This is a genomic window from Sulfitobacter sp. TCYB15, from assembly GCF_040435955.1.
In the GTDB taxonomy this organism is placed as follows: domain Bacteria; phylum Pseudomonadota; class Alphaproteobacteria; order Rhodobacterales; family Rhodobacteraceae; genus Sulfitobacter; species Sulfitobacter pontiacus.
In genome coordinates this window covers 2,043,808-2,067,365 of the sequence record NZ_CP159193.1, presented here as the reverse complement: position 1 = coordinate 2,067,365, position 23,558 = coordinate 2,043,808, and the positions used below count along the sequence as shown (strand labels likewise).

General features: G+C 60.0%; 21 protein-coding genes, 1 tRNA gene and 1 other RNA gene. 15 read left to right on the top strand and 8 right to left on the bottom strand.

Annotated elements, in window-relative coordinates:
* Positions 1–73 precede the first annotated feature (73 nt).
* The 3 genes from ABM428_RS09910 to ABM428_RS09900 all read right to left on the bottom strand — a co-directional run bounded on the left by ABM428_RS09910 (position 74) and on the right by ABM428_RS09900 (position 2,275).
* The gene (locus tag ABM428_RS09910; protein WP_132996558.1) at positions 74–892 is read right to left on the bottom strand and encodes a glycosyltransferase; all 819 of its coding nucleotides are present in this window, start codon (positions 890–892) and stop codon (positions 74–76) included.
* 262 nt (positions 893–1,154) lie between these two features.
* Positions 1,155–1,501: a transfer-messenger RNA gene (gene ssrA / locus ABM428_RS09905) on the bottom strand.
* Between the two features lie 30 nt (positions 1,502–1,531).
* Positions 1,532–2,275, bottom strand: coding sequence for a FadR/GntR family transcriptional regulator (locus tag ABM428_RS09900; protein WP_132996559.1), 744 nt, complete (start codon positions 2,273–2,275; stop codon positions 1,532–1,534).
* A gap of 189 nt (positions 2,276–2,464) precedes the next feature.
* On the opposite strand from ABM428_RS09900, the gene acuI reads away from it, so the two are divergent.
* From acuI to ABM428_RS09850, 10 genes are all read left to right on the top strand, one after another.
* Entirely contained in the window at positions 2,465–3,457 is a 993-nt protein-coding gene (gene acuI, locus ABM428_RS09895; RefSeq protein ID WP_132996560.1) for an acryloyl-CoA reductase, read from the top strand.
* A 134-nt stretch (positions 3,458–3,591) separates the two neighbouring features.
* Positions 3,592–5,013, top strand: a complete 1,422-nt coding sequence (locus ABM428_RS09890) for a deoxyribodipyrimidine photo-lyase (protein WP_353627896.1) — start codon at positions 3,592–3,594, stop codon at positions 5,011–5,013.
* Positions 5,014–5,090: 77 nt separating this feature from the next.
* Positions 5,091–6,299, top strand: coding sequence for a cyclopropane-fatty-acyl-phospholipid synthase family protein (locus ABM428_RS09885; protein ID WP_353627895.1), 1,209 nt, complete (start codon positions 5,091–5,093; stop codon positions 6,297–6,299).
* Positions 6,300–6,331: 32 nt separating this feature from the next.
* Positions 6,332–6,772, top strand: coding sequence for a TrgA family protein (locus ABM428_RS09880; protein ID WP_184582015.1), 441 nt, complete (start codon positions 6,332–6,334; stop codon positions 6,770–6,772).
* A gap of 4 nt (positions 6,773–6,776) precedes the next feature.
* On the top strand, positions 6,777–7,910 hold the full coding sequence (locus ABM428_RS09875; protein WP_353627894.1) for an NUDIX domain-containing protein: 1,134 nt from the start codon (positions 6,777–6,779) through the stop codon (positions 7,908–7,910).
* Positions 7,911–7,924: 14 nt separating this feature from the next.
* Positions 7,925–8,959, top strand: a complete 1,035-nt coding sequence (locus tag ABM428_RS09870; RefSeq protein ID WP_005853660.1) for a cysteine synthase A — start codon at positions 7,925–7,927, stop codon at positions 8,957–8,959.
* Positions 8,956–11,298, top strand: a complete 2,343-nt coding sequence (locus ABM428_RS09865; RefSeq protein WP_353627893.1) for a DUF3772 domain-containing protein — start codon at positions 8,956–8,958, stop codon at positions 11,296–11,298. Before ABM428_RS09870 ends, ABM428_RS09865 begins: the two co-directional genes overlap by 4 nt.
* Complete coding sequence (locus ABM428_RS09860) at positions 11,295–12,014, top strand: alanyl-tRNA editing protein (protein WP_353627892.1); 720 nt, start codon at positions 11,295–11,297, stop codon at positions 12,012–12,014. The genes ABM428_RS09865 and ABM428_RS09860 overlap by 4 nt, the downstream gene beginning before the upstream one ends.
* Positions 12,015–12,096: 82 nt before the next feature.
* A tRNA-Ser gene (locus ABM428_RS09855) sits at positions 12,097–12,186 on the top strand.
* Between the two features lie 65 nt (positions 12,187–12,251).
* A complete protein-coding gene (locus tag ABM428_RS09850; protein ID WP_132996566.1) occupies positions 12,252–12,707 on the top strand; it encodes a YqaA family protein in 456 nt (151 codons plus the stop codon).
* A gap of 82 nt (positions 12,708–12,789) precedes the next feature.
* On the opposite strand, the gene ABM428_RS09845 is transcribed toward ABM428_RS09850, so the two are convergent.
* Entirely contained in the window at positions 12,790–13,335 is a 546-nt protein-coding gene (locus tag ABM428_RS09845) for a YcbK family protein (RefSeq protein WP_373276844.1), read from the bottom strand.
* A gap of 379 nt (positions 13,336–13,714) precedes the next feature.
* On the opposite strand from ABM428_RS09845, the gene ABM428_RS09840 reads away from it, so the two are divergent.
* From ABM428_RS09840 to ABM428_RS09825, 4 genes are read left to right on the top strand one after another with little or no spacing between them, the layout of a single operon-like run.
* On the top strand, positions 13,715–15,301 hold the full coding sequence (locus ABM428_RS09840; RefSeq protein ID WP_353628347.1) for a L,D-transpeptidase family protein: 1,587 nt from the start codon (positions 13,715–13,717) through the stop codon (positions 15,299–15,301).
* Between the two features lie 27 nt (positions 15,302–15,328).
* The gene (gene lpxD / locus ABM428_RS09835) at positions 15,329–16,426 is read left to right on the top strand and encodes a UDP-3-O-(3-hydroxymyristoyl)glucosamine N-acyltransferase (RefSeq protein ID WP_132996567.1); all 1,098 of its coding nucleotides are present in this window, start codon (positions 15,329–15,331) and stop codon (positions 16,424–16,426) included.
* Between the two features lie 35 nt (positions 16,427–16,461).
* Complete coding sequence (locus ABM428_RS09830) at positions 16,462–16,719, top strand: acyl carrier protein (protein ID WP_009824672.1); 258 nt, start codon at positions 16,462–16,464, stop codon at positions 16,717–16,719.
* A 3-nt stretch (positions 16,720–16,722) separates the two neighbouring features.
* Positions 16,723–17,931 carry a beta-ketoacyl synthase gene (locus ABM428_RS09825; protein WP_037964468.1) on the top strand — a complete coding sequence of 403 codons (1,209 nt, stop codon included), beginning with the start codon at positions 16,723–16,725 and terminating at the stop codon, positions 17,929–17,931.
* Positions 17,932–18,016: 85 nt separating this feature from the next.
* Here ABM428_RS09825 and ABM428_RS09820 read toward each other — a convergent pair whose 3' ends face one another.
* On the bottom strand, positions 18,017–18,655 hold the full coding sequence (locus tag ABM428_RS09820) for an invasion associated locus B family protein (protein ID WP_240790771.1): 639 nt from the start codon (positions 18,653–18,655) through the stop codon (positions 18,017–18,019).
* Between the two features lie 523 nt (positions 18,656–19,178).
* Between ABM428_RS09820 and ABM428_RS09815 the strand changes: the two genes are divergently transcribed.
* Complete coding sequence (locus ABM428_RS09815) at positions 19,179–20,729, top strand: helicase HerA-like domain-containing protein (protein ID WP_132996568.1); 1,551 nt, start codon at positions 19,179–19,181, stop codon at positions 20,727–20,729.
* Between the two features lie 71 nt (positions 20,730–20,800).
* Here the strand turns inward: ABM428_RS09815 and ABM428_RS09810 are convergent, their stop codons facing one another.
* Genes ABM428_RS09810 through ABM428_RS09800 form a run of 3 tightly spaced genes read right to left on the bottom strand, consistent with a single transcriptional unit; the run spans position 20,801 to position 23,540 of the window.
* The gene (locus ABM428_RS09810; RefSeq protein ID WP_340269833.1) at positions 20,801–22,105 is read right to left on the bottom strand and encodes a branched-chain amino acid ABC transporter permease; all 1,305 of its coding nucleotides are present in this window, start codon (positions 22,103–22,105) and stop codon (positions 20,801–20,803) included.
* On the bottom strand, positions 22,102–23,112 hold the full coding sequence (locus ABM428_RS09805) for a branched-chain amino acid ABC transporter permease (protein ID WP_005853635.1): 1,011 nt from the start codon (positions 23,110–23,112) through the stop codon (positions 22,102–22,104). The genes ABM428_RS09810 and ABM428_RS09805 overlap by 4 nt, the downstream gene beginning before the upstream one ends.
* Complete coding sequence (locus tag ABM428_RS09800; protein WP_037964480.1) at positions 23,112–23,540, bottom strand: hypothetical protein; 429 nt, start codon at positions 23,538–23,540, stop codon at positions 23,112–23,114. The genes ABM428_RS09805 and ABM428_RS09800 overlap by 1 nt, the downstream gene beginning before the upstream one ends.
* Between the last annotated feature and the right edge of the window lie 18 nt (positions 23,541–23,558).

The following is a 23,558-nucleotide window of genomic DNA, read 5'->3' as shown; positions in this document are numbered from 1 at the left end:
TGGCACTGCCCGCACATACGCGCGGCGGGTTTCAAAGGATGCGGATTGTCAGGTTAGGGGGCGCAGGTTGCTATCACGCCAAACTATCGAAATCGTTGAACTCTTTGAACGGCACGCCCAGCATCCAAGGGAACCTTGATTTAAAGTCCTCGTCGTCGCGCCAATTCTCGACCTCTTTCCATCTTTCACCGACGCTGACACGCGAGTCGTTCACGTCGCTCAACGTGCGGATATACATGAGTTTCCGAGTGTCGCTGGTGTAGCCGAACCGTTTCGGTGCATCCATATGGCCGATGCCGAATATGTTTTTATGGTCTTTCCTGCCAACCATCGTCAGACCCAAATTAATGAATTTGAAGCGATGTGCCCATAACTGAACCTCGTCGTCACGCAGGCCCAATGCGTAGCCCTTTGGAAAGGTGTAAAAATGGGGCGTGCCCTCTGCTTCGAGCGGCTCGGCTTGCGCTAGATGCGCTCTGAGCGTTGCGATGAAATCCGAAGACAGCCCGTCATCATCATCAAGGACGACTTGCGCTACCGGATCGCTCCCTGCGAATTTTGCGATTGCGTGGCGCTGAAACTTCCTCGCCGGGCCCTGCGGCGCGAATTGTATCGTGAACTTACCAGCCCCTAAACGGTCTTCGCACATATCGGTCAGCTCTGATTTTGCCCAATCGGGCATCTGATCGCTGGAGAGGATGAAATGGTGAAAGTTATCATCCGTTTGCGACGCGAGGCTCGCCAACGCGATATTGTTGAACAGCCACAGCCGCCGCAATAGCCTGTTTTTATCGAACAGCATCGCCGCATCTTTGGAAAAGTCGCTTTGCCATCCTGACGCCCCTAGAAACGAGAACCGGGTTGAGACAAGGATTTCAGTCGATTGGGACATTGAGCGGCTTCTCTGCTTTGTGGGCGGTTAATGTATCTTATTAAAAATTATGGACTTTTTTACCGCAAGTCAAACAAACCCGAAGTGCGCGTTGAAAGTCAGGGTTCAAGGGGCTTGGGTGTTCTGCCGTTCATTCTGAAGCGGACGAAGTGCTTATGCAAGCTGCCGATTGATTGCAGCACAGGCGATGACCCGCCTGACCATGAGCAGGCGAAAACTGCATGTCATGCGCTTGAAAGTGGAAAATTACGGGGGAAATGTAAGTGCAGGTTTCTGTTGCCAGGTACCTGCGAACCCCGCCTTAGGTCGCTAAACGTAAGGACTTAAGTTTCAATAGTTCCGGTCGCTTACGCGGCCATCGCCATTGGAGCACGATTGTCATTTGCAATTGTACATTTTACGCCGATAACGGTGGCAGTCAGCCGAGATAAAGCAACATCTTTAGACGTTCGTCGATCCTATTTCGACCCCATGATCCGCAAATGACGGATGTTTGGTGGAGTCGCCGGGTACCGCCCCCGGGTCCGAACCGCTTATTACATGCGCGTTTATACCCATAGTCCCGAAGGACACCCCAGATATAAGGGGCGTGATTTGCTTTGCAAGGGGAAAGCTTTGAAAACGAAAGCTGACCCGCGGCTATCGGGCCGCGTCACTCTGTTTGCTGCGGCGGGCAAAGACGGTGCGGGCGAGGGCCTGGGTCTCTTCCTCAAGCAGGGTCAGCCCTTGGGCGGCGGCGCCGGCGTCGCGGGCGGCGATCGCGGTGGCAATGTCACGATGGCGCGCGACGATGGCGTCGCGGGACCATGCGGTGAAGGTGATCATGTTCATCAGCGGTTGCATCGCTTCGACCGCACCGGCGAGTTGATAGGACAGCACCGGATTGCACGCGCCATCGACCAGCGCGCGGTGAAACGCGACATCAGCCGCGCAAAAGCCCGCGTCCGACAGATCGGGGGCAGATTGCGCTGCAAGCGCGTTTTGCATCGCGTCCAGATGATGATCCTGCCTGCGTGCCGCCGACAGGGGGGCGCAGGCGCGCTCTAGCGCGAAGCGGGCCTCGCAGGCGGTCTCGAAGCTGACGTCGTTCATCGACAAAAGCAGGGTAGAGGTGGTGATCTGCTGCGCTTGGGCGGCTTCAAAGCTGATGCGATTGACGAAAGCGCCGCCCGTTGCGCCCCGTTGCGTACGGATCAGTGATTGTGCCGCCAACCGCTTGAGCGCCTCGCGCACCGTCGCGCGCGAGACGTTGAACTGCGCCGACAGCTCCGCCTCGGAGGGGAGGCGTTCGTCGACGATCAGCACACCCTTGATGATTGCATCACGGATGTTCGCGGCAATATGGCTGGACAGATCAGAGGCGGTTTCTGGCGTGGAATTCATATGTCTTACATTTATGGTTTGGAAAAACTTTAATTGTCTGACATTAATTTTGCAAGATGCGAGTCGGCGGGCACCCCCACTGGCGCGCAGCTTGAACCCATGGAACCGAGGGGCCAGCCCCTCGGGCTCCCCGGAGTTTACTGGCAAAATGAAGCGGGCCCTGAACAGCGGTCCGAGACAGGAGAAATGATGTTTGATGCGTTGATGGTGAATAAGGATGAGGACACCGGCAAGACTCATGCCGAGGTTACCCAGATCGACCTTGACCGTTTGCCCGAGGGGGATGTGACCGTTGCTGTCGAATATTCGACCGTGAACTACAAGGACGGGCTGTGCATCGGGCCGGGCGGCGGCTTGGTGCGCAAGTATCCCCATATTCCCGGTATCGATTTCGCAGGCACCGTGGAGGCATCGGACGATGATCGCTACAAACCCGGCGATAAGGTCGTGCTGACCGGCTGGCGTGTGGGCGAGGCCCATTGGGGCGGCTATGCGCAAAAGGCGCGTGTGAAGGCAGACTGGCTGGTGCCGCTGCCCGAGGGGCTGGATACCCGCCAGGCCATGGCCGTGGGCACGGCGGGCTTTACCGCGATGCTTTCTGTCATGGCGCTGGAGGATCACGGGCTGGTGCCGAGCAATGGGCCGGTACTGGTGACGGGTGCCGCCGGTGGCGTGGGGTCGGTCGCGGTCGCCATCCTTGCTGCATTGGGTCACGAGGTCGCCGGTGTGACGGGCCGCCCGGATACGGCGGATTATCTGAAATCGCTGGGTGCCACGCAGATCGTCGCGCGGGAAGAGCTGAACGAAACCGTTAAACGTCCGCTGGAATCCGAAACCTGGGCCGGTTGCATTGACGCTGTGGGTGGCGAAATGCTGGCGCGGGTCTTGGGGCAGATGAAATACGGCGGTTCGGTCGCAGCTGTCGGGCTTGCAGGTGGGGCAGGGTTGCCGGCCACGGTGATCCCCTTCCTGCTGCGCGGTGTGAACCTGCTGGGGATCGATTCCGTCATGCAACCCTATGACAACCGTCTGCGCGCATGGCAGCGGATCGGGAAAGACCTGCCACTGTCCAAGCTTGAGGATATGGTCGTGCCTGCGACGCTGAGCGATCTGCCCAAGCTGGGGGCAGACATCCTGAACGGTCAGGTGCGGGGTCGTGTTGTGGTTGATGTGAACGGCTAAACCACCGGCACGACGGCTACGATTTGTCTGGCGGCGGCCCCTTGGGGTCGCCGTTTGGCGTATTTAGGGACTAGTACGGCCTTGACCTTGCGAGGGCAGCACTAGCTTTGCATCACCTTAACGCAAAGTGTGACATGTCCGATAAAAGCCCCATCCTTCTTTGGTATCGCCGCGATCTGCGGCTTAGTGATCATCCGGCCCTATCTGCCGCTGCAAACGCGGGGCGGCCCGTGATACCCGTCTTTATCAAGGACAAGAGCGTCAACGCCCTTGGCGCGGCACCGAAATGGCGTCTTGGTTTGGGGATCGGGGCGCTGGCGGACAGTCTTGAGGGGGTGTCGAGCAGGCTGCTCTTGCGTGAAGGCGATGCGCTTGAGGTACTACAGGCTCTGATCAAGGAGACGGGCGCGGGCACCGTCTATTGGTCGCGGCTTTATGATCCGGACAGCGTGCAGCGCGACAGCAAGATCAAAGAGACCCTGTGCAGCGACGGGATAGAGGCGAAATCCTTTGGGGGGCACGTCATGTTCGAACCCTGGACGGTCGAGACAAAGGCGGGCGACTGCTATAAGGTCTACACGCCGTTCTGGAACAACGTCAAAACCCGCGATGTTGAGCCGCCGCTGTCGGCACCTTCAGAACTTCCCGCGCCGGGAAGCTGGCCCGAAAGTGATGCGCTGGACGGGTGGGGCTTGGGGGCTGCGATGGACCGTGGTGCCGATGTGGTGCGCCGGTTTGTCTGTCTGGGCGAAAAAGCCGCGCAGTCGCGGCTGGGGGCGTTTATGGCGCATGGGGTGGCCGACTATAAGCAGACCCGTGACATTCCCGGCACCGATGGCACGTCGAACCTGTCGGAAAACCTGTCGCTGGGTGAGATCAGCCCGCATCAATGCTGGCACGCCGCACAGCGCGCCTTGCATGACGGCAAACAGGGGGCGGAGACCTTTCTGAAAGAGCTGGTGTGGCGCGAGTTTGCCTATCACCTGATGCATCACACGCCACGGATGCTGACCGATAACTGGCGCGAGGAATGGGATGCCTTCCCCTGGAACGAGGATGAACGCCGTGCCGAGGTGAAGGCCTGGAAGCAGGGTCGCACGGGCGAACCCTTTGTCGATGCCGCTATGCGCGAGCTCTATGTCACCGGCCGCATGCATAACCGGGGCCGCATGATCGTCGCGAGCTATCTGACGAAACATCTGATGTGTCACTGGCGCATCGGGCAGAAGTGGTTTGAACATTGCCTGATCGACTGGGACCCCGCGAGCAATGCGATGGGGTGGCAATGGGCGGCGGGGTCGGGGCCGGATGCGTCTCCGTATTTTCGAGTGTTCAACCCCGAGACACAGCTGGATAAATTTGATAAGAATAGAGACTACGCCAGTCGCTGGATCGCCGAGGGGCGCGCCAATCCGCATAAGGACGCGCTTGCATTCTTTGATGCGATCCCGCGCAGTTGGCCCTTGTCGGCGGATGATGACTATCCCGAGAAGATCATCGCGCTGGATGAAGGGCGCGAACGGGCCCTTGAAACCTACAAGGGACGAAACTTTTAACCTTTATGAAACGTGGATCTCCCACGTAACACCCATAAACCAATAAGATACGCGTCCAAGCGCATACAGGAGAGCGAATGATTTTGACCAGCACCGAGGGGCAGACTGCCCTTCCACGATATTTCTCGCGTGTTTTTGCGATGGCGCAGGAAATGCAAAACGGGCAGGTCGACTTTGTTTTGCCCGACGGGCGGTGCTTTCGCGCAACCGGAAAGAACCCGCTGCCCGTTGCGGAAATCCGTATCCATAACAATGACTTGTTCGCGCGTCTTATCAGGGAGGGTGATCTTGGTTTCAGCGATGCCTACCTTGACGAATGGTGGAGCACACCGGACCTGCAGGCCTTTATGGACGTGGCCCATGCGAATGAGGATATCTACGATTCATTCCCCGGCATGGGGTTGATCCGCAAATTTGAATCCCTGCGCTTCTGGTTGCAGCGCAACAGCAAGAAGCAAGCGCGTAAGAACATCAGCTATCACTATGATTTGGGGAATGATTTCTACAAATTGTGGCTTGATGACACGATGACCTATTCAAGCGCGCTTTTCGAGGACGGCTTTCAACAATCGCTAGAGGCGGCGCAGACCGCGAAATATGCCTCTATGGTGGATCAGATGGGGGTCTCGGCTGGGGACCATGTGCTGGAAATCGGCTGCGGCTGGGGCGGTTTCGCTGAATATGCAGCGAAGGAACGCGGGCTCAAGGTCACCTGCCTTACGATCAGCAAAGAGCAGTTTAACTACGCCAAAGAACGTATTGAAAACGCGGGCTTGGCCGATGTTGTTCAGTTCAAGCTTCAAGATTACCGTGACGAGCGTGGCACTTACGATGGTATTGCCAGCATCGAGATGTTCGAAGCCGTTGGGGAACAGTATTGGCCGTCGTATTTCAATACGTTGCACGCCTGTCTTAAACCTGGATGTCAAGCGACCTTGCAAATCATCACCGTGCCGGATCGTCGCTGGAAGGTTTACAAGCGAGGCGTTGATTTCATTCAGAAATATATCTTTCCGGGGGGTATGCTACCAAGCCCCGCGGTGTTGAAGCAACAGGTTGAGAATGCCGGACTAGCCGTTGAAAAGTCTATCGAATTTGGGAAAAGTTACGACGTCACGCTGCGCCGTTGGCATACAACCTTCAATGAGAAGTGGGAAGAGATCGCGCGCATGGGCTTTGACGAACGCTTCAAGCGGATGTGGGATTTCTACCTCACCTCTTGCGCGTCTACCTTTGACAGCGGCAATTGCGATGTGACACAGATTACCGTGAAGCGTCCGGCCTGAGGGCGCATTGCTTGTAGTCTAAGGAAATCCCGATGCCGACCGCTGCCCGCCTGACAGCCGCTTTTTGCCTGGCGCTGATGGGCTTTGCCCTTTCGCGCATGATCATGCCCCTGATGCCTGAATCCACCCAGTTCGGGTATTTCATTCCCACCAATATTGCCCTCGGGCTCGCGGTCGGGTGGCGGGTCATGGGGGCACGTGCGGGCGGTGGCGTTTCCGAAGGGATCACCATCGGGCTGACCGGTGCCGTGGTTCTGGTGTTCTGGGGGCTGTTCATCCAGGCAGGCCGCGAGATGATCGAGAATGCGATGATGCACCGCTATGGCGGTGTCGGAGAGGCGCTGGTGGGCATGATCGGTATCGGTGCCGAATACTTCCTGGTCATGGCGACGGTGCCGATCATCGCGGTCGTGTTGATTGGCGGTGCCGTCAGTGGCGTGATCACAAACCTCATCGACAGCAAGTTCCCTTAAGCCGATGACAGATCTTTTTCTCTATGGGTCGTTGCGGCATGTGCCGCTGCTTGAAATCGTGATGGGGCGCGCGGCGGACCGGCTTGACATCTCGCCGGACCGTTTGCCGGATCACATCGCCTTGTCCGTGGTCGAGGGGCCGTTCCCCTGCATCGTGCCGGCACCGGGCCAATCCGCCGAAGGGGTGTTGCTGCGCGGGCTGGGGCAGAACGATCTGGACCGGTTGAATTTCTACGAGGGCAGCTTTGCCTACGACCTGCAAGAAATCACGTTGGAAAGCGGCGCAAAGGCTTTGGGCTATTTCGCGCGGCCCGATCAATGGACGACACGTGACCCGTGGTCGCTGACGCAGTGGCAGGCAGACTGGGGTGCGCTCAGCTGCTTTGCTGCGCGCGAGGTGATGGATTATTTCGGCGTCTATACTGCCGACCGCGTGGCGCAGATGTTTCCGATGATCCGGTCACGGGCCGCGGCGCAGGTGAATGCGCTTCGGTCGAAACACGGGGCAGGGACGCTGGACGGCAAGGTCCGGATCGACCGGATTGACCGCGCCTATACCAATTATTTCGCGCTGAACGAATATCACCTCGCGCACGAGCGTTTCGACGGCACGATGACCGATGTGCTGGAGCGTGCGGTCTTCGTCGCAACCGATGCCGCCTTGGTGCTGCCCTATGATCCGGTGCGGGATCGGGTGATGCTGGTAGAGCAGCTGCGCATGGGGCCGGTGGCGCGGGGGGATCGCGCGCAGTGGCAGCTTGAACCCATCGCGGGCCGTGTTGATCCGGGCGAAAGCCCCGAAGACGCCGCGCACCGCGAGGCGCAGGAAGAAGCGGGGCTGACCCTGCGCAAGATTGAAAAAATCGCGGAAGTCTATTCCTCTCCGGGGGATTCTACGGAATTTTTCTATATCTATCTGGGCCTTGCCGATTTGCCCGATGATAGCACCGGCGTGAACGGGCTTGAGGCCGAAAACGAGGATATCCGGTCCCATCTCATCGGCTTTGATGCGCTGATCACGATGGTAGACCAGCTTGAAGCTGCCAATGCGCCCCTGGTGATTGCCGCTTACTGGCTTGCGCGGCATCGGGAACGCTTGAGGTTGGAAGCGCCCGCCGCTACACCGGATGTAACTTGATTTAGGAGCATCCCATGCACGTCGCATCTGATCTGGCGCAGGCCATTGGCAACACCCCTCTTATTCGTCTGCGCAAGGCGAGCGAGGAAACCGGCTGCGAGATATACGGCAAGGCAGAATTCATGAACCCCGGTCAGTCGGTCAAGGACCGTGCCGCGCTGTTCATCATTCAGGATGCCATCGCCAAGGGCACGCTGAAACCCGGCGGCACGATTGTCGAAGGCACGGCAGGCAACACCGGTATCGGGCTGGCACTGGTCGGCGCATCGATGGGGTTCAAAACCGTGATCGTCATTCCTGAAACCCAAAGTCAGGAAAAGAAAGACATGCTGCGCCTTGCCGGGGCCGAGCTGGTGCAGGTGCCCGCGGCACCCTACCGCAACCCCAACAACTTTGTGCGCTACTCGGAACGGCTCGCCAATGAACTGGCGCGCACCACGAACGAAGGTGTGATCTGGGCCAACCAGTTCGACAACGTCGCCAACCGTCAGGCGCATATCGAAACCACCGGCCCCGAGATCTGGGAGCAGACCGGCGGCAAGGTTGACGGGTTCTGCTGTGCGGTGGGATCTGGCGGCACGCTGGCCGGTATCGGCATGGCGTTGCAGCCCAAAGGCGTGAAGATCGCGATTGCCGACCCGGACGGGGCCGCGCTGCATAACTATTACACCAAGGGCGAACTGGTCGCTGAAGGCGGATCAATCGCAGAAGGTATCGGTCAGGTCCGCATCACCAAGAACCTCGAAGGGTTCACGCCCGATTTCAGCTACAACGTCTCGGACGCAGAGGCGCTTCCCTATGTCTTTGATCTGCTGCAACACGAAGGGCTTTGCCTTGGGGCGTCGTCGGGTGTGAACGTGGCCGGTGCGGTGCGTCTGGCCAAGGATATGGGGCCGGGGCATACCATCGTGACGATCCTGTGCGATTTCGGCACGCGCTATCAGTCGAAGCTGTTCAACCCCGACTTCCTGCGCGAAAAAGATCTGCCTGTGCCCGCTTGGCTGGACCGCGCCCCACAATCCATTCCCGGCGTCTTCGAAGACCAATGATCGCGACGCTCAGGGGGCTTCTGGCCTGCGGTCTTCTGGCGCTTTGCCTGACGACCGCGGCTTTCGCGCAGACCGACGTCGAAGAAACGGCGGAGCAATGGGATAGTGTTGCGGTCAAGGCGGAACAATCGGTTGAAGAGGCCGACACACCGACTTCCGAACTCGACAGCCTGCGCGGGCGTATCGTCAACTACCGGTCCGAGTTCGAGGCCGCGCGCACGCTGAACGCTGAACGTATCGCCGCGCTGCGCGACCAGCTTGCCGCCTTGGGCACAGCGCCCGAGGGCGAAAATGCCGAACCCGAAGCGCCAGAGGTGGCCAAGACCCGCGCCGACATCAACCAGCAGCTGAACACCCTGCTGGCCCCCGTGCAGATCGCAGAGCGCGAGTTTCTGCGCGCAGACGGGCTGGTGCGCGAGATCGACAAGATCATTCGCGAACGCCAGACCGAACGGCTGTTACGCACCACGCCGTCGCCGCTGAACCCCGTCTATTGGGGGCCCGCGCTGGTCGAGATGCAGGATGCCTTTGCCGCTTTCTGGCAGGAAAGTGCTGAACAGGATACGGACAGCGCGCTGAACACGTTGGAAAACAACCTGCCGACCGTTTTCTTCGCGGGTATTGCCGGCTTGCTCTTGCTGTTCCGCGGCCGTGTCTGGGCGATGAAGATTGCGCATACCCTGCGCGTTCATCAGGCGCGCGGCATGGGAATCTGGCGCTTTGTCGTTTCCCTGTTGCGCATTCTGTTCCCGCTAGTGGGGCTCTACCTGCTGACCATCGCGGCACGGCAATCGGGTTTTCTGGGCACACGCGCGACACAGGTCGTTGAACTGCTGCCGCTGATTGGCCTGCTTATCTTCGGGTTCCGCTGGGTGTCCGAACGGGTCTTTGCCCGCGAAGAAGACGAAGCGCTTTTGCCGCTGTCTGCACAGCAACGTAAAGCCGCACGGTTCTACGTGAACGCGATCACCTTCGTGATGATCCTGTCTATCGTGGCGCTGACGGTGCTTGAAATCGGCGACCCCAGCTTGGCGACACGCGCGGTGGTGCAATTTCCGCTGGCGGTGCTGACCAGCCTCGCGCTGTTCCAGATCGGTCGGATCCTGCGCAGCTACCGTGAACCCGAAGAGGATACGCCAGACGCGGATGGCATGACCAAAGCATCGTCCCATGCGCGGGTTGTACGCGGTGCCGGGCTGGGGGCTATTGCGGTCTCTGTGGTGGCACCGCTGCTGTATGCCTTTGGCTATCAAGATCTGTCGGATGCGATCCTGCGCCCCTATGTGACGACACTGGCTGTGCTGGGGCTGGTCATGGCGCTGCAACGCTTTTCCGCGGATGTCTATGGCGCGATCACGGGGCAGGGCATTGCCGCACGCGAAGCGCTGATGCCGCTGTTCTTCGGTCTGATTTTGCTGTTGTTGGCGATGCCCGTGCTTGCGCTGGTCTGGGGCGCACGGGTCGCGGACCTGACCGAGTTATGGGCCGCATTCTCGCGCGGGTTCACCATCGGGGAAAGCCAGATCTCGCCGTCGAACCTGCTGGCCTTCGCGGTGATTTTTGCGATCGGCTATCTGCTCACGCGGCTGCTGCAAGGGGCGCTGCGCAGCAATGTCCTGCCCAAGACCAAGATCGACATCGGCGGGCAGAACGCGCTGCTGTCGGGGCTGGGCTATGTCGGGATCTTTCTCGCCGCGCTGGCCGCGATCACGGGGGCGGGCATTGACCTTAGCTCGCTTGCCATCGTCGCCGGTGCGCTGTCGGTCGGTATCGGTTTCGGTCTGCAGAACATCGTGAGCAACTTCGTCTCGGGGATCATCCTGCTGATTGAACGCCCCATTTCCGAAGGCGACTGGATCGAGGTCGGTGGCAAGTCCGGCTATGTGCGCGATATTTCGGTACGGTCCACGCGGATCGAAACCTTTGACCGCACCGATGTCATTGTCCCGAACGCCGATCTTGTCAGCGGTACGGTGACCAACTTTACCCGTGGCAATACCGTGGGGCGGGTCATTGTCTCGGTCGGGGTAGCCTATGGCACCGATACCCGCCGCGTCGAGGCGATCCTGCGCGAGATCGCGGAGGACCAGCCGCTGGTGCTTGCGAACCCCGCGCCAAATGTGCTGCTGGTGCGTTTCGGGGCCGACGCGCTGGAGTTCGAGATCCGTGCCTTCCTGCGGGACGTGAATTGGATGATGTCGGTCAAAAGCGATATCAACCACGCCATCGTCGAACGCTTTGCCGCCGAAAACATCGAGGTGCCCTTTCCCCAGCGGGACGTATGGCTGCGCACCCGCGCCGGCGAAAAAACCTCTAAGCCGGATGGAGAGGACAGTTGAACGAGCCGATCTACCTCACCGACGCCTATGCCCGCGACAGCGCCGCCAAAGTCATCGCCATCACCGACGAGGGCGGGATCGTGCTGGACCGGACGGTGTTCTATCCCACGGGCGGCGGGCAACCGGGGGACAGCGGTTGGCTGAACTGGGACAAGCAGCGCATGCCGATCGCGACAACGGTCAAGGGGCTGGACGGGTCCATCATTCTGGTTCCGGCCGAGCCCGAGGAAATTCCCCAGCCGGGCACCCATGTCACGCAAAAGCTGGATTGGGACCGCCGGCACCGGCATATGCGGGTGCACAGCCTGCTGCATCTGTTGTCCGTGGTCGTGCCGTTTCCCGTGGTGGGAGGGCAAATCTCGGCCACGCATGGGCGGCTCGACTTTGACCTTGCCGATGCGCCAGAGGATCGCGACGGCATCGAAGACGCGCTGGCGTCCTATATCGCGCAGGATTTGCCGATTACGGATCACTGGATTACCCAAGCGGAATTGCAAGCCGCGCCTGAGTTGGTCAAGACGTTATCCGTCGCACCACCGGTCACGGCGGCCAACGTACGTCTGGTGCAAATCGGAGAGAGTGACGCATGGATCGACCTGCAGCCTTGCGGTGGTACCCACGTTGCCCGCACCGGAGAGATTGGCGCGGTACGCCTTGGCAAGATTGAGAAAAAGGGGCGCGGCACCCGTCGGATCTACGTCCATCTCGACGGCTGAACGGCGCATTGAAATCTTGTTGAATTTCGCGCGTTTTACCCCTTGCACCCCGCCTGCAGGTCACGTTAAACACCCCCTCAATGGACAGGTGGCCGAGTGGTCGAAGGCGCACGCCTGGAAAGTGTGTAGGCGGGAGACCGTCTCCAGGGTTCGAATCCCTGTCTGTCCGCCATACCCCCCTTACGATATATTCCGCCTGTACGGTGATCGGTTCCGACGCCCCGAACGGGTCGCCAGATGCCCGTTGGTTCGGGCGGGTCGATGACGGGTTACCTGAGCCTTTTCGCGGTCGCCTTTCTTGCAGCGACGATTCTACCGATGCAATCCGAAGCGTTGCTGGTCGGTCTGATGATCCATGGTCAGCACGGGGTTCTGGCTTTGCTGGCGGTTGCCACGGTGGGCAATGTCTTGGGGTCGGTGGTGAATTGGGGGCTGGGGCATGCGGTGCTGCGGTTCCAGCACAAGCGCTGGTTTCCTGCGTCCCCGTCGCAAATGGCGCGGGCCGAGACGTGGTACGCGCGCTATGGCCGCTGGTCGCTGCTGGTCAGCTGGTTTCCGGTTGTCGGCGATGCGCTGACCGTCACCGCAGGGGTGCTAAGAGAGCCGCTGTGGTCCTTCGTCGCAATCGTCGGCATCGGCAAGGCGCTGCGCTATGGGGTGCTGGCCTGGGTGACGCTCGTGTGGATCGGCTGAGCGAAAGAGACCGAATAGCGCGTTGTCTTAAAACGAAAAAAGCGCCCGAGGGCGCTTTGTTTCCGTGGTCGTCCTTAGCTGCTTAGCCGCCCCAGTTACGCACCTGACCGCAATCCATATGCACGAAGTTCGAGCCGGAATAGCGACCAACACCGCCACCGTTACAGGCAATCGCCGCACGTGCCATCTGGTTCACCGAACGCGATGCCAGACGCAGATCAGCCGCCTGACCACGCATATGGAGGGAGTTCTTGGCCACACCGCGCGATCTGGAACGCAGCATCGCGTTGGTCTGCGGGCTGCGGTAGCCGGATAGAAGCATATAGGGCTCGGACACATCCAGAAGGTTATGCGACGCGGCCATGATGTCCACGGTGCGCAGGTCCATCGACTTGACGCCATCTGTACGCCAGTCACGCATGAAATAGTTCAGCTCGGATACGGCATCTTTGATGTAGTTGCCTTCGATCCAATAGATCATGTCGATGCGTTCGCCGGTCCGGCCGGAATACATCTTGATGCGACGAATATCGCCGGCCCCACGCAAAAATCCTGCTGCGTTTGCGAAGGTCGGTGCCGCTGCTATGGCCGTCGCTGCGAATGCGCCCAATACGGAGCGCCGGGTCATGCCCGAAGTGCTCTTACCAGTCATTGATTGTATGTCCCGTCTTCTGCCTTTGGTTCCATGATGTTACACGGAGTTTTCCATCGATCCCCAGATGCAACAATTTATGGCATAGCGCGATTCTTGAACCAAGTGCTGAATCGAAAAGGTTCCATCCATCAACAAATTTAGGCGAATTTTTGCGCAACCCTTAGTTGGTTGTTCATTTTTGCCACTGGGGCGATGCCGATAAGCATCAATTTATCCTTAGTTTTCAGTTCACGGGCATTGTTATTGGACAAGAGCATAGGGTTCCCTGCCTATCTAGGAAATCCAAAGCTCACCGATTTCGGGGGAATCAATGACTCGTATTTTAAGCATTCAATCGCGGAAATTTCGCCGCATGGCCGGTTTTCTGGGGGCTGCTGCTACAGCTCTGACACTCTTTACCGCGCCGCAACCCGCTTTTGCGCAGGTGACCGCGTTCAAACAGGCCGTTGCCGAAGCCGCCGCGCGGGATGAGGATATCGCCGCCTACTACCGGACCCACGGCTATGCACCGATCTGGACCGAAGCGACAGAGACACAGCGCGCCCGACGTGCCGCACTTATGTCAGCGATCCGCGCGGCTGATTTGCACGGGCTGCCCGTCGCACGCTATGACCCCCAAGGGCTGATGGAAAAGCTCAAAAACGCGCAGACCCCGCGGGATCGCGGGCTGGCCGAGGTCGAGATGACCCGCGTTTTCCTGCAATACGCCCGTGATCTGCAAACCGGTGTGCTGGTGCCGTCGCGCATTGATCCGTCCATCGTGCGCGAAGTGCCATACCGCGACCGTCAGACCTATATCACCGATTTCATTTCTTCCGATCCGACGCCGTTCCTGCGTAATCTGCGCCCGCGGACGATGGAGTATAACGCCTTGATGCGTGAAAAGCTGCGGATGGAGCATTTGCTGACCCAAGGCGGTTGGGGGCCCGCGGTGCCTGCATCCTCGCTCAAGCCCGGGGCGCAAGGAACGCAAGTGGTCGCGCTGCGCAACCGGTTGATGTCGATGGGGTATCTGAAGCGGTCCAACGTGATGACCTATGACGCCACTTTGCAAGAAGCGGTGCGCAGCTTTCAAAAAGATCACGGTCTGAATGAGGACGGCGTTGCCGGCTCCGACACCATGGCCGAGATCAACAAGAGCGTCGAGACGCGGCTGCAATCCGTCATCGTCGCGATGGAGCGTGAACGCTGGCTGAACAAGGAACGCGGCGCACGTCACGTGCTGGTCAATATCCCCGCCTTCACCGCGTCCGTCGTCGACAACGGGCAGGTCACTTTCGAGACACGCTCGGTCGTGGGGGCGAACCAATCGGACCGTCTGACGCCTGAATTCTCGGATGTGATGGAATATATCGTCATCAACCCGACGTGGACGGTGCCGCGGTCGATCGTGACCAAGGAATATCTGCCGTCGATGCAGCGCAATCCCAATGCAGCGGGTCATATTGATCTGATCGATAATCGTGGCCGGATCATCAGCCGCGGGTCGGTGAACTTTAGCCGTTATACAGCGCGTACCTTCCCCTATGGCATGCGCCAAAAGCCGGGACGGACCAATGCGCTTGGGTTGGTGAAGTTCATTTTTCCCAACAAATACAACATCTACCTGCACGACACGCCCTCCAAGAGCCTGTTTGACCGCGACGTTCGTGCCTTTAGCCACGGCTGCGTGCGGCTCGCCGATCCGTTTGATTTCGCCTATACGCTGCTGGCCCCGCAAGCGGCTGATCCTGTCGCCTATTTCAAACGGCAACTGGCCACAGGCCGCGAGACTTTCGTCCATCTGGATACCGAAGTGCCGGTCCACATCATCTACCGCACCGCCTTCACCACACCGCGCGGCCATACGCAGTATCGCGCCGATATCTATGGTCGCGATGGCCGTATCTGGGATGCGCTGAGCAAGGCGGGGGTGGCATTGGGCGCGGTTCAGGGTTAACTCGTCCCTGACAAGGGGAGACCGCACATGACCTACACCATCCAACAGATCGCCGACGCGCTTGGCTTGCCAGCGGTCGGCGATACCTCCATTTCGATTGCCAAACTGGCAGAGCCGGCAGACGCGGGCCCCGACGATCTCGCGCTCGCCATGAGCCCCAAATACGCACAATCGCTGTCTGACGGATCGGCCCGCGCGGCCATGCTCTGGCCCGATGCCGATTGGCAAGAGATGGGGTTGAAGGCCGCCATCCTGCCGGACCGTCCGCGCTTTGCCATGTCGGGGCTGACCCGCATGATGGATCCGGGGCAGGGGTTCGGGGCTGGCATCCACCCCTCCGCCATTATTGATGAGACTGCCGAACTGGCCGAGGACGTCTCTGTCGGGCCATTGGCGATTGTGGCGGCGGGCGCGAAAATCGGCGCCGGCTCTGTCATCGGGCCGCAGTGCTACATTGGTACAGACGCGGTTCTGGGAAAGAACGCCTATCTGCGCGATCACGTCAGCATCGGCGCGCGGGTGCGCATCGGCGATGATTTCATCGCGCAACCGGGCGCGCGGATCGGCGGCGACGGGTTTTCGTTCGTGACGGCTGAGCCCAGCACGGTGGAACAGACCCGCAAGACCCTTGGTGATCGCGGCGACACAAAAGCGCAACAATGGACCCGTATTCACACCCTTGGAAGTGTGACCATCGGGGACGACGTGGAATGCGGTATGAACTGCACGGTTGACAGCGGCACCATTCGCAACACCGCGATTGGCGACGGCAGCAAGCTCGATAACCTCGTGCATCTGGGGCATAACGTCGTGGTCGGCAAAAACTGTCTGCTGTGCGGGCAGGTCGGTATCGCCGGTTCCGTGACCATCGGCGACAACGTGGTGCTGGGTGGTCAGGTGGGCGTCAGCGACAATATCACCATCGGCGACGGGGTGATCGCGGGCGGCGGCACCAAGATCCTGTCCAACGCGCCCGCGGGCCGGTCCTTGCTGGGCTATCCCGCGACCGAAATGGGCAAGCAGATCGAAGGCTACAAAGCGCTGCGCCGTTTGCCGCGCTTGCTTCGCGATGTGGCGGCGTTAAAATCCCAGATGGGCACCTCCAAAGACAGTGAGACAAGCTAGGGCCGAGGCATGGCCCGTTCTGACGGAGACTTAGGATGAACATCAAAGATCAGGTCATCAGCATTATCGCCGATCAAGCGTTTCTGACGCCATCGGATGTCACCATGAACAGCACGCTCGAAAGCCTTGGCATCGACAGCATGGGCATCGTCGAAAGCATCTTCGCGATTGAAGAGACATTCGACGTATCGGTGCCGTTCAACGCGAACCAGCCGGATGCCACGGGGTTCGATATCTCTAGCGTGGCCAGCATTGTCGCAGGGGTGGAACGGCTGCGCGCCGAGCAGGCCTGACGCGTGAAACGTGTCGTGATTACGGGTGCGGGCACGGTTAATCCGCTTGGGTTGAACGTGCCCGATACGCTTGCGGCCATGCGCAACGGAGTGTGTGGAATAGGGCCGCTTGATTTCCGCGACGTGGACCGGCTGTCGATCAAGATCGGCGGTCAGGTCCATGGGTTTGACGGCGAAAGTCAGTATAACCGTCAGAAGATCGCGCTTTATGACCGGTTCACCCAGTTCACCCTTGCCGCCGCGGCGGAGGCGATCCGCCAATCAGGGCTTGAGTTCAAGGGAGAGCTCTCGGCGAAATCCGGCGTGGTGCTTGGCACGGCGGGCGGCGGGGTCAGCACATGGGACGATAACTACCGTGCGGTCTATGCCGAAGGGAAGAACCGCGTGCATCCCTTTGTGGTGCCGCGCCTGATGAACAACGCCGCCGCCAGCCATGTGAGCATGGAGCATCACCTCAAGGGGCCATCCTTCACCGTTTCCACCGCCTGCGCATCCTCGAACCACGCGATGGCGCAGGCGTTTTCGATGATCCGCAGCGGGATGGCACCGGCGATGGTCACGGGCGGCTCGGAATCCATGATGTGCTTTGGCGGGGTCAAGGCGTGGGAAGGGCTGCGCGTGATGTCGCGCGACGCCTGCCGCCCGTTCTCTGCCAATCGCAATGGGATGGTGCAGGGCGAAGGCGCAGGCATTTTCGTGTTCGAGGAGTATGACCACGCCCGCGCCCGCGGGGCTGATATCCTGTGCGAAGTATCGGGCTTTGCCATGTCCTCTGACGCGTCGGACATTGTGATGCCGTCCAAGGCGGGGGCCGCCCGCGCGATCAAAGGCGCGTTGGACGACGCCCGGATCAACCCGGAGGAGGTGGGTTATATCAATGCTCATGGCACGGGCACGGCAGCCAATGATAAAACCGAATGTGCGGCGGTGGCAGATGTGTTCGGCACCCATGCAGACCGGCTGATGATCAGCTCGACCAAATCGATGCATGGGCATCTGATCGGCGGCACCGGCGCGGTAGAGCTTTTGGCCTGCATCATGGCCCTGCGCGACGGGGTGATCGCCCCTACCATCGGCTACGAAGAGCCCGACCCCGACTGCGCCTTGGATGTGGTGCCCAATGTGGCCCGCGATGCGCGGGTCACGGTGGCGCTGTCCAACGCCTTTGCCTTTGGCGGCATGAACGCGGTACTGGCGCTGCGCGCGATTTGACGGCTGCGATACCGCCCATGAAAAAGCCGCCCACGTCAAACGGGGCGGCTTTGTCGTCTTAACGGCCCGAGGGCCAAGCGTCTGCTTACCGGTCTTCAACAACCGAGGATTTGTCGAAGCTTGCGGTGAACCCGTCCAGCGACAGCGACAGTTCGACCTTCTGGTCAGGTGCCAGCGCGGGCACGATGGTGATCACGGCCTCTTTCCCGCGTTTGAACGCGGCGACATCGGCTTCGGTCAGGCCCATGCGGACGTAGCAACCAACGGGGTTACAGAAAGCGAAAGGATAGCGGCGCGCTTTGCCACCATCGACGGTCAGCGTCAGCTGCGAGGGCAGGGCCGTTTCCAACGGCACAACCACAGTGGCACCGGCTGTCGCCTTGCCGCCCGCTGGCAGGCGGAACAGCGAGAATTCGGCGACAGGCGCGCCTTGGCCATCATCCATCAGCTGGTACATCTGGCAGGGGTCGACATCTTCTTCGGTCTTGATGCAGCGCATCTCCCAGGCACCGATCACCTCTTTGGTGTAGGGCTTGCCCAGGGTCGGCTCCCCGTCGGCATCTTCACCAAGGCTCAGCTGCGACTGCACGTCGGTGCTGCTGCCGGTGGTGGTGTTTTCTTCCGTCGCGGGTGGCGCTTCAGCGGTCGGCTGCGCCGTTTCCGGGGCGTCTGTTGCTGCGGGTGTTTCCGTGGCTGCAGTCTGTGCGTAACCGGAAACGGGCATAGTCAGGGCCATCGCCGCGCAGAGAGGGAGAAGTGTGATATACTTTTTCATGCTCGTTCCAAATCAGTTAAATTCGACGCCATCTACCATGCGCCAATGCCAATGTCAGGACGATAGCGCTGAAACCATCGTGATTTAAGGCAAAATTTTGCCTATTTCATCAGGTTTTCACGGGGAAGAGGCCGGGCGCGGGGGGCTGAAATAGAAAAAAGGACGCGATGCGTCCTTTTCCCTGTTCTTCGTTCTCCCCATCGGACTTGGCCGACTTATTGAAAGCACGTTACGAAAGCATTCGGGCACCGTCAACATAAAATATCACAGCGGTTTCAAGCGCGTAAAATGGACCTCAAACGTAAAAAGGGCCGCACCCGAAGGCGCGGCCAAGTCTGACAGGGAGGAAGTGCCGCCAGCACGAAAAGGACATCACGACCGGCGACAAAATCACTATGGTGTGAAAAGGTTAAGTTTGTATGCTCGCTCTGCACTTTGGCTGCAGGTTATTGGCCCAAAAGGAATTAAATACGTGACAAATGATATCTTCATCGGCGGCGGTGGCGAAGACTACGCGACGAAACAGTTTCTCAACATCGGCTATGCCAACCGCCATGGGCTGGTCGCGGGGGCCACGGGCACAGGCAAAACCGTCACGCTGCAAATCCTGGCCGAAGGGTTTTCCGCCGCAGGGGTTCCGGTGTTTCTGTCCGACGTCAAAGGCGATCTGTCAGGGCTGGCGCAGGCAGGCTCTGCCAGCCACAAGCTGCACACCCCCTTTTCAGAGCGCGCCCAGACCATCGGCTTTGACGATTTCGACTACAGCGCCTTTCCGGTCACCTTCTGGGATATGTTCGGCAAACAGGGGCATCCTGTGCGGACGACAATCTCGGAAATGGGGCCCTTGCTGCTGGCGCAGCTTCTCGATCTGACGGAGGCCCAGGAAGGTATCCTCAACATCGCCTTCCGCGTCGCTGACGAAGACGGGCTGCCGCTGCTGGACCTCAAGGATCTACAGGCGCTGCTGGTCTGGATCGGGGAAAACGCTTCGACGCTGGCGCTGCGCTACGGCAATGTGTCGTCGGCCTCGGTCGGCGCGATCCAGCGACGCTTGCTGGTGCTGGAAAACCAAGGCGCGGCTGATCTCTTCGGGGAACCTGCGCTCGCGCTCACCGACCTGATGCGCACAGACACGGACGGGCGCGGTTTTATCAACATCCTCGCGGCCGACCAGCTGATGCACTCGCCCAAGCTCTACGCGACCTTCCTGCTGTGGTTGTTGTCAGAACTCTTCGAGGAACTGCCCGAGGTCGGCGACCCCGATAAACCCAAACTGGTGTTCTTCTTCGACGAGGCGCATCTGCTGTTTGACGACGCCCCCAAAGCGCTGGTCGACAAGGTGGAACAGGTGGCGCGGCTGATCCGCTCCAAGGGCGTAGGCGTGTATTTCATCACACAGAACCCCGCAGACGTGCCCGAAGATATCCTTGGCCAATTGGGCAACCGCATCCAGCACGCCTTGCGCGCCTTCACCGCGCGTGATCGCAAGGCGCTGCGCCTTGCCGCCGAAACCTACCGCGAGAACCCGCGTTTTGAGACCGAAGACGCGATCCGCGATGTGGGCGTGGGCGAGGCGGTGACCTCCATGCTGCAGAAAAAAGGGATCCCCGGCATTGTGGAACGCACCCTGATCCGGCCACCATCCTCGCAGCTTGGCCCGATCGATCCGGCCACCCGCGCCGCCCTGATGGCGCAAAGCCCGATGGCGGGGAAATACGACACCCGCCTTGATCGCGCCTCCGCGTTCGAAATGCTGGCCAAACGCGCCGAAGACGCCGCGAAAGAGGCAGCACAGGCCGAGGAACAAGCCGAGGCCGAAGACACATCCCCCGCCTTGCGCGAATTCAACGCAGCGCGGCGCTATGCAGGCAAACGGGTCACGCGCTCGACCTCGAAACGCACGACCAAAAGCGACGACAGCTTTGGCGGTGCCATCGCGAGTGTGGTGATCAAGGAGTTGAAAGGCACAACCGGCCGGCGCATCGTGCGCGGAATCCTGGGCGGGTTGTTCAAAGGACGCTGAATGCGCTTCCAAATGGTCCTAAATCCTCGCCGAAGGCTGGCCTTATCCCGCAAGGGATAAGGCCTTTTCTTTTACTTCTCGGGGATCAACCCGCGCGGGCTGAACCGCAATACCAGCAGTAATACCGCACCCATTGTCATCAGCCGCATATGGGCCGCGGATTCGATCAGGTGGTCTTTCAGCCAATAGCCGTCGGACATGCCCGCGGTGACCAATTGCATCAGCCACAGCCCCATGGGTTCAACCATCACCCAAAGGTACCACATCAAAAAGCCCCCCAGCACGGCCCCTAGATTGTTGCCGGACCCGCCAACGATCACCATGACCCAGATCAGGAAGGTGAAGCGCAACGGCTGGTAGGATCCGGGCGTCAACTGGCTGTCCAGCGTGGTCATCATCGCGCCGGCAATCCCGCAGATGGCAGAGCCGAGAATGAACACCTGCAAGTGCCGTGCGGTCACGTCCTTACCCATGGCTTCGGCCGCGACCTCGTTGTCGCGGATCGCGCGCAGCATGCGGCCCCAGGGCGAATTCAGCGCCCGCTGGCTTAGCCACATCAGCACCAAGAGCACCACGGCGAACAGACACACATACAGGAATTTCACCCAAAGCGTCGATGCCTCTACCGGGTTCAGTCCGAAGCCGGCCGCCTGTTCGACAAAGCCCGCGTTATTTTGCAGGTCGATCTCATAGGGGACGGGGCGCGGGATGCCGATGACGTTCTTGACGCCCCGCGACAGCCAGTCTTCGTTCTTGAGCACGGCGATGATGATCTCGGCGATGCCCAGGGTCGCGATCGCAAGGTAATCAGACCGCAACCCAAGCGCGGTTTTCCCGATCAGCCAGGCCGCTCCGGCTGCAAACAGCCCGCCCACGGGCCAGGCGATGATCACCGGCAGGCCAAGCCCGCCAAGATAGCCGGTGGTCGCGGGGTTCACGCCCTCGACCGCGCTTACCGATGGGTCGAGCAGGGCGCGGAAGATAAAGAAACCTGCCACCAGCACCACCAGAACAACCAGCGTGCGCAGCCATCCCTTGGCCATGCGTTTCATCACCTGAACCGCCAGAATGATCGTCGCGGCCCCCATCAGCAGGGCGGTGAGGATCCCCCAGCCCCCCGCGGACCAAGCGCCTTGCGTGGGGGGCATGCCGATCAGCACAGCGGCCAGACCGCCAAGGGCGACAAACCCCATGATGCCCACATTGAACAGCCCCGCAAAGCCCCATTGCAGGTTCACGCCAAGTGCCATGATGCTGGAGATCAGCCCCATCGCAATGATCAGCAGCGCCGCGTTCCAGCTTTGCGCCAGCCCGGTCAGTACGATCAGCAGCGCGACAATGGCGAAAAGAGCGGTGTTTTTCAGTGTCTCGTTCATACCGATTGCCCCTTGAACAGACCTGTGGGTTTGAACAGCAGCACGATCAACAAGATCACGAAGCTGACGGCGAATTTATAGTCGGTGGACAAAAGCTGCACCAAGCCGTCGGGGGCCATCCCCTCGGGAGCGAGGTAGCCAAAGACCTTTTTCCACGCGTAGGTGATCGTCACCTCGGAGAATGCGATAACAAAGCCCCCCGCGATGGCGCCGATCGGGCTGCCAAGACCGCCCACGATCGCGGCGGCAAAGATCGGCAGCAGCAGTTGGAAATAGGTGAAGGGTTTAAACGACTTATCCAAGCCGTAAAGCACGCCGGCGGTGGTCGCCAGACAGGCCACAATGATCCAGGTGATCATGACCACGCGTTCAGGATTGATGCCCGACAGCAGTGCCAGATCCTCGTTGTCAGAGTAGGCGCGCATGGATTTGCCCGAGCGTGTCTTGTTCAGGAACCAGAACAGTGCGGCAACCACGATGACAGCCGTCACCACGGTCAGCCCTTGGGTTGTTTTGATCGCCAGACCTTCCTCAAGCCCCGTCATCTCTTTGAAGTCGCGGGCCGAGATGATGAAGCGTTCGCCATCCAGAAACCGTTGATCCTCTGCGCCGATGATGAAGCGGGTGATACCGTTATAGACGAATGTCACCCCCAGCGAGACGATGACAAAGATCACCGGCTTGGCCTTCTTTTCGCGGTAGAAGCTATAGACAAGTTTGTCCGTGCCAAGCAGCAGCCCGATGGTGATGATGATCGCGAATGGCAGCGCCAGCAGGGCAGTCGGCAGGACTCCCAGGCTCAGCCCCAGCGACTGGAAACCCCAAGTGATCAGCACGGCGGACATCGCGCCAAGCGCCATCGTGTCGCCATGGGCAAAGTTCGAGAACCGCAAGATGCCATAGACCAGCGTCACCCCAAGCGCACCAAGCGCCAGCTGCGACCCGTAGGCGATGCCCGGAACCAGCACATAGTTGGCCAAGGCGATGAAAGCGTTGAGTAAATCCATTATTTGCATGTCCCTAGATAGCTGATGACAATCGGCCCATCAGCGTAATGCACGGTATAACGGGAGGCCCCGTCGGCGGCGATGCTCAGCAGGTGGCGGGCATCAAACCCACCCCCCGTAAGGGACAGCGCCTTGACCTGTTTCGTGCCAGTCATGTCGACGGTTTCGGCGTCGCTGACCATTTGTGATTGAACCGTCAGCGCATCGGCAGAGGCTCCGCCTGCGTTGCCGGTGATGTCGGGGGTGAACTCTGTCTCGGTGCAGGGCTCGTTCTCGACGCATTCCCACGTAAAGCGGCAGGCGATCGCAATCGTCTGCTGGAACGGCTCTGCGGGGGCCGTAGCGGCTGCGGCGGTCGGGGCTGTTGCAGCGGTCGTGGCAACGCTGTCCTGCGCCAAGGCTGGCGCCGTGGTTGCCAATAGGGCCATCGGAAGGGTCCATCGCAT

Excerpts from the sequence above, each read along its gene's own strand:
- ABM428_RS09910 (WP_132996558.1), bottom strand. The coding sequence starts at position 892 with ATGTCCCAATCGACTGAAATCCTTGTCTCAACCCGGTTCTCGTTTCTA.
- ABM428_RS09900 (WP_132996559.1), bottom strand. The coding sequence starts at position 2,275 with ATGAATTCCACGCCAGAAACCGCCTCTGATCTGTCCAGCCATATTGCC.
- acuI (WP_132996560.1), top strand. The coding sequence starts at position 2,465 with ATGTTTGATGCGTTGATGGTGAATAAGGATGAGGACACCGGCAAGACT.
- ABM428_RS09890 (WP_353627896.1), top strand. The coding sequence starts at position 3,592 with ATGTCCGATAAAAGCCCCATCCTTCTTTGGTATCGCCGCGATCTGCGG.
- ABM428_RS09885 (WP_353627895.1), top strand. The coding sequence starts at position 5,091 with ATGATTTTGACCAGCACCGAGGGGCAGACTGCCCTTCCACGATATTTC.
- ABM428_RS09880 (WP_184582015.1), top strand. The coding sequence starts at position 6,332 with ATGCCGACCGCTGCCCGCCTGACAGCCGCTTTTTGCCTGGCGCTGATG.
- ABM428_RS09875 (WP_353627894.1), top strand. The coding sequence starts at position 6,777 with ATGACAGATCTTTTTCTCTATGGGTCGTTGCGGCATGTGCCGCTGCTT.
- ABM428_RS09870 (WP_005853660.1), top strand. The coding sequence starts at position 7,925 with ATGCACGTCGCATCTGATCTGGCGCAGGCCATTGGCAACACCCCTCTT.
- ABM428_RS09865 (WP_353627893.1), top strand. The coding sequence starts at position 8,956 with ATGATCGCGACGCTCAGGGGGCTTCTGGCCTGCGGTCTTCTGGCGCTT.
- ABM428_RS09850 (WP_132996566.1), top strand. The coding sequence starts at position 12,252 with ATGCCCGTTGGTTCGGGCGGGTCGATGACGGGTTACCTGAGCCTTTTC.
- ABM428_RS09845 (WP_373276844.1), bottom strand. The coding sequence starts at position 13,335 with ATGACCCGGCGCTCCGTATTGGGCGCATTCGCAGCGACGGCCATAGCA.
- ABM428_RS09840 (WP_353628347.1), top strand. The coding sequence starts at position 13,715 with ATGGCCGGTTTTCTGGGGGCTGCTGCTACAGCTCTGACACTCTTTACC.
- lpxD (WP_132996567.1), top strand. The coding sequence starts at position 15,329 with ATGACCTACACCATCCAACAGATCGCCGACGCGCTTGGCTTGCCAGCG.
- ABM428_RS09830 (WP_009824672.1), top strand. The coding sequence starts at position 16,462 with ATGAACATCAAAGATCAGGTCATCAGCATTATCGCCGATCAAGCGTTT.
- ABM428_RS09820 (WP_240790771.1), bottom strand. The coding sequence starts at position 18,655 with ATGCCCGTTTCCGGTTACGCACAGACTGCAGCCACGGAAACACCCGCA.
- ABM428_RS09810 (WP_340269833.1), bottom strand. The coding sequence starts at position 22,105 with ATGAACGAGACACTGAAAAACACCGCTCTTTTCGCCATTGTCGCGCTG.
- ABM428_RS09805 (WP_005853635.1), bottom strand. The coding sequence starts at position 23,112 with ATGGATTTACTCAACGCTTTCATCGCCTTGGCCAACTATGTGCTGGTT.
- ABM428_RS09800 (WP_037964480.1), bottom strand. The coding sequence starts at position 23,540 with ATGGCCCTATTGGCAACCACGGCGCCAGCCTTGGCGCAGGACAGCGTT.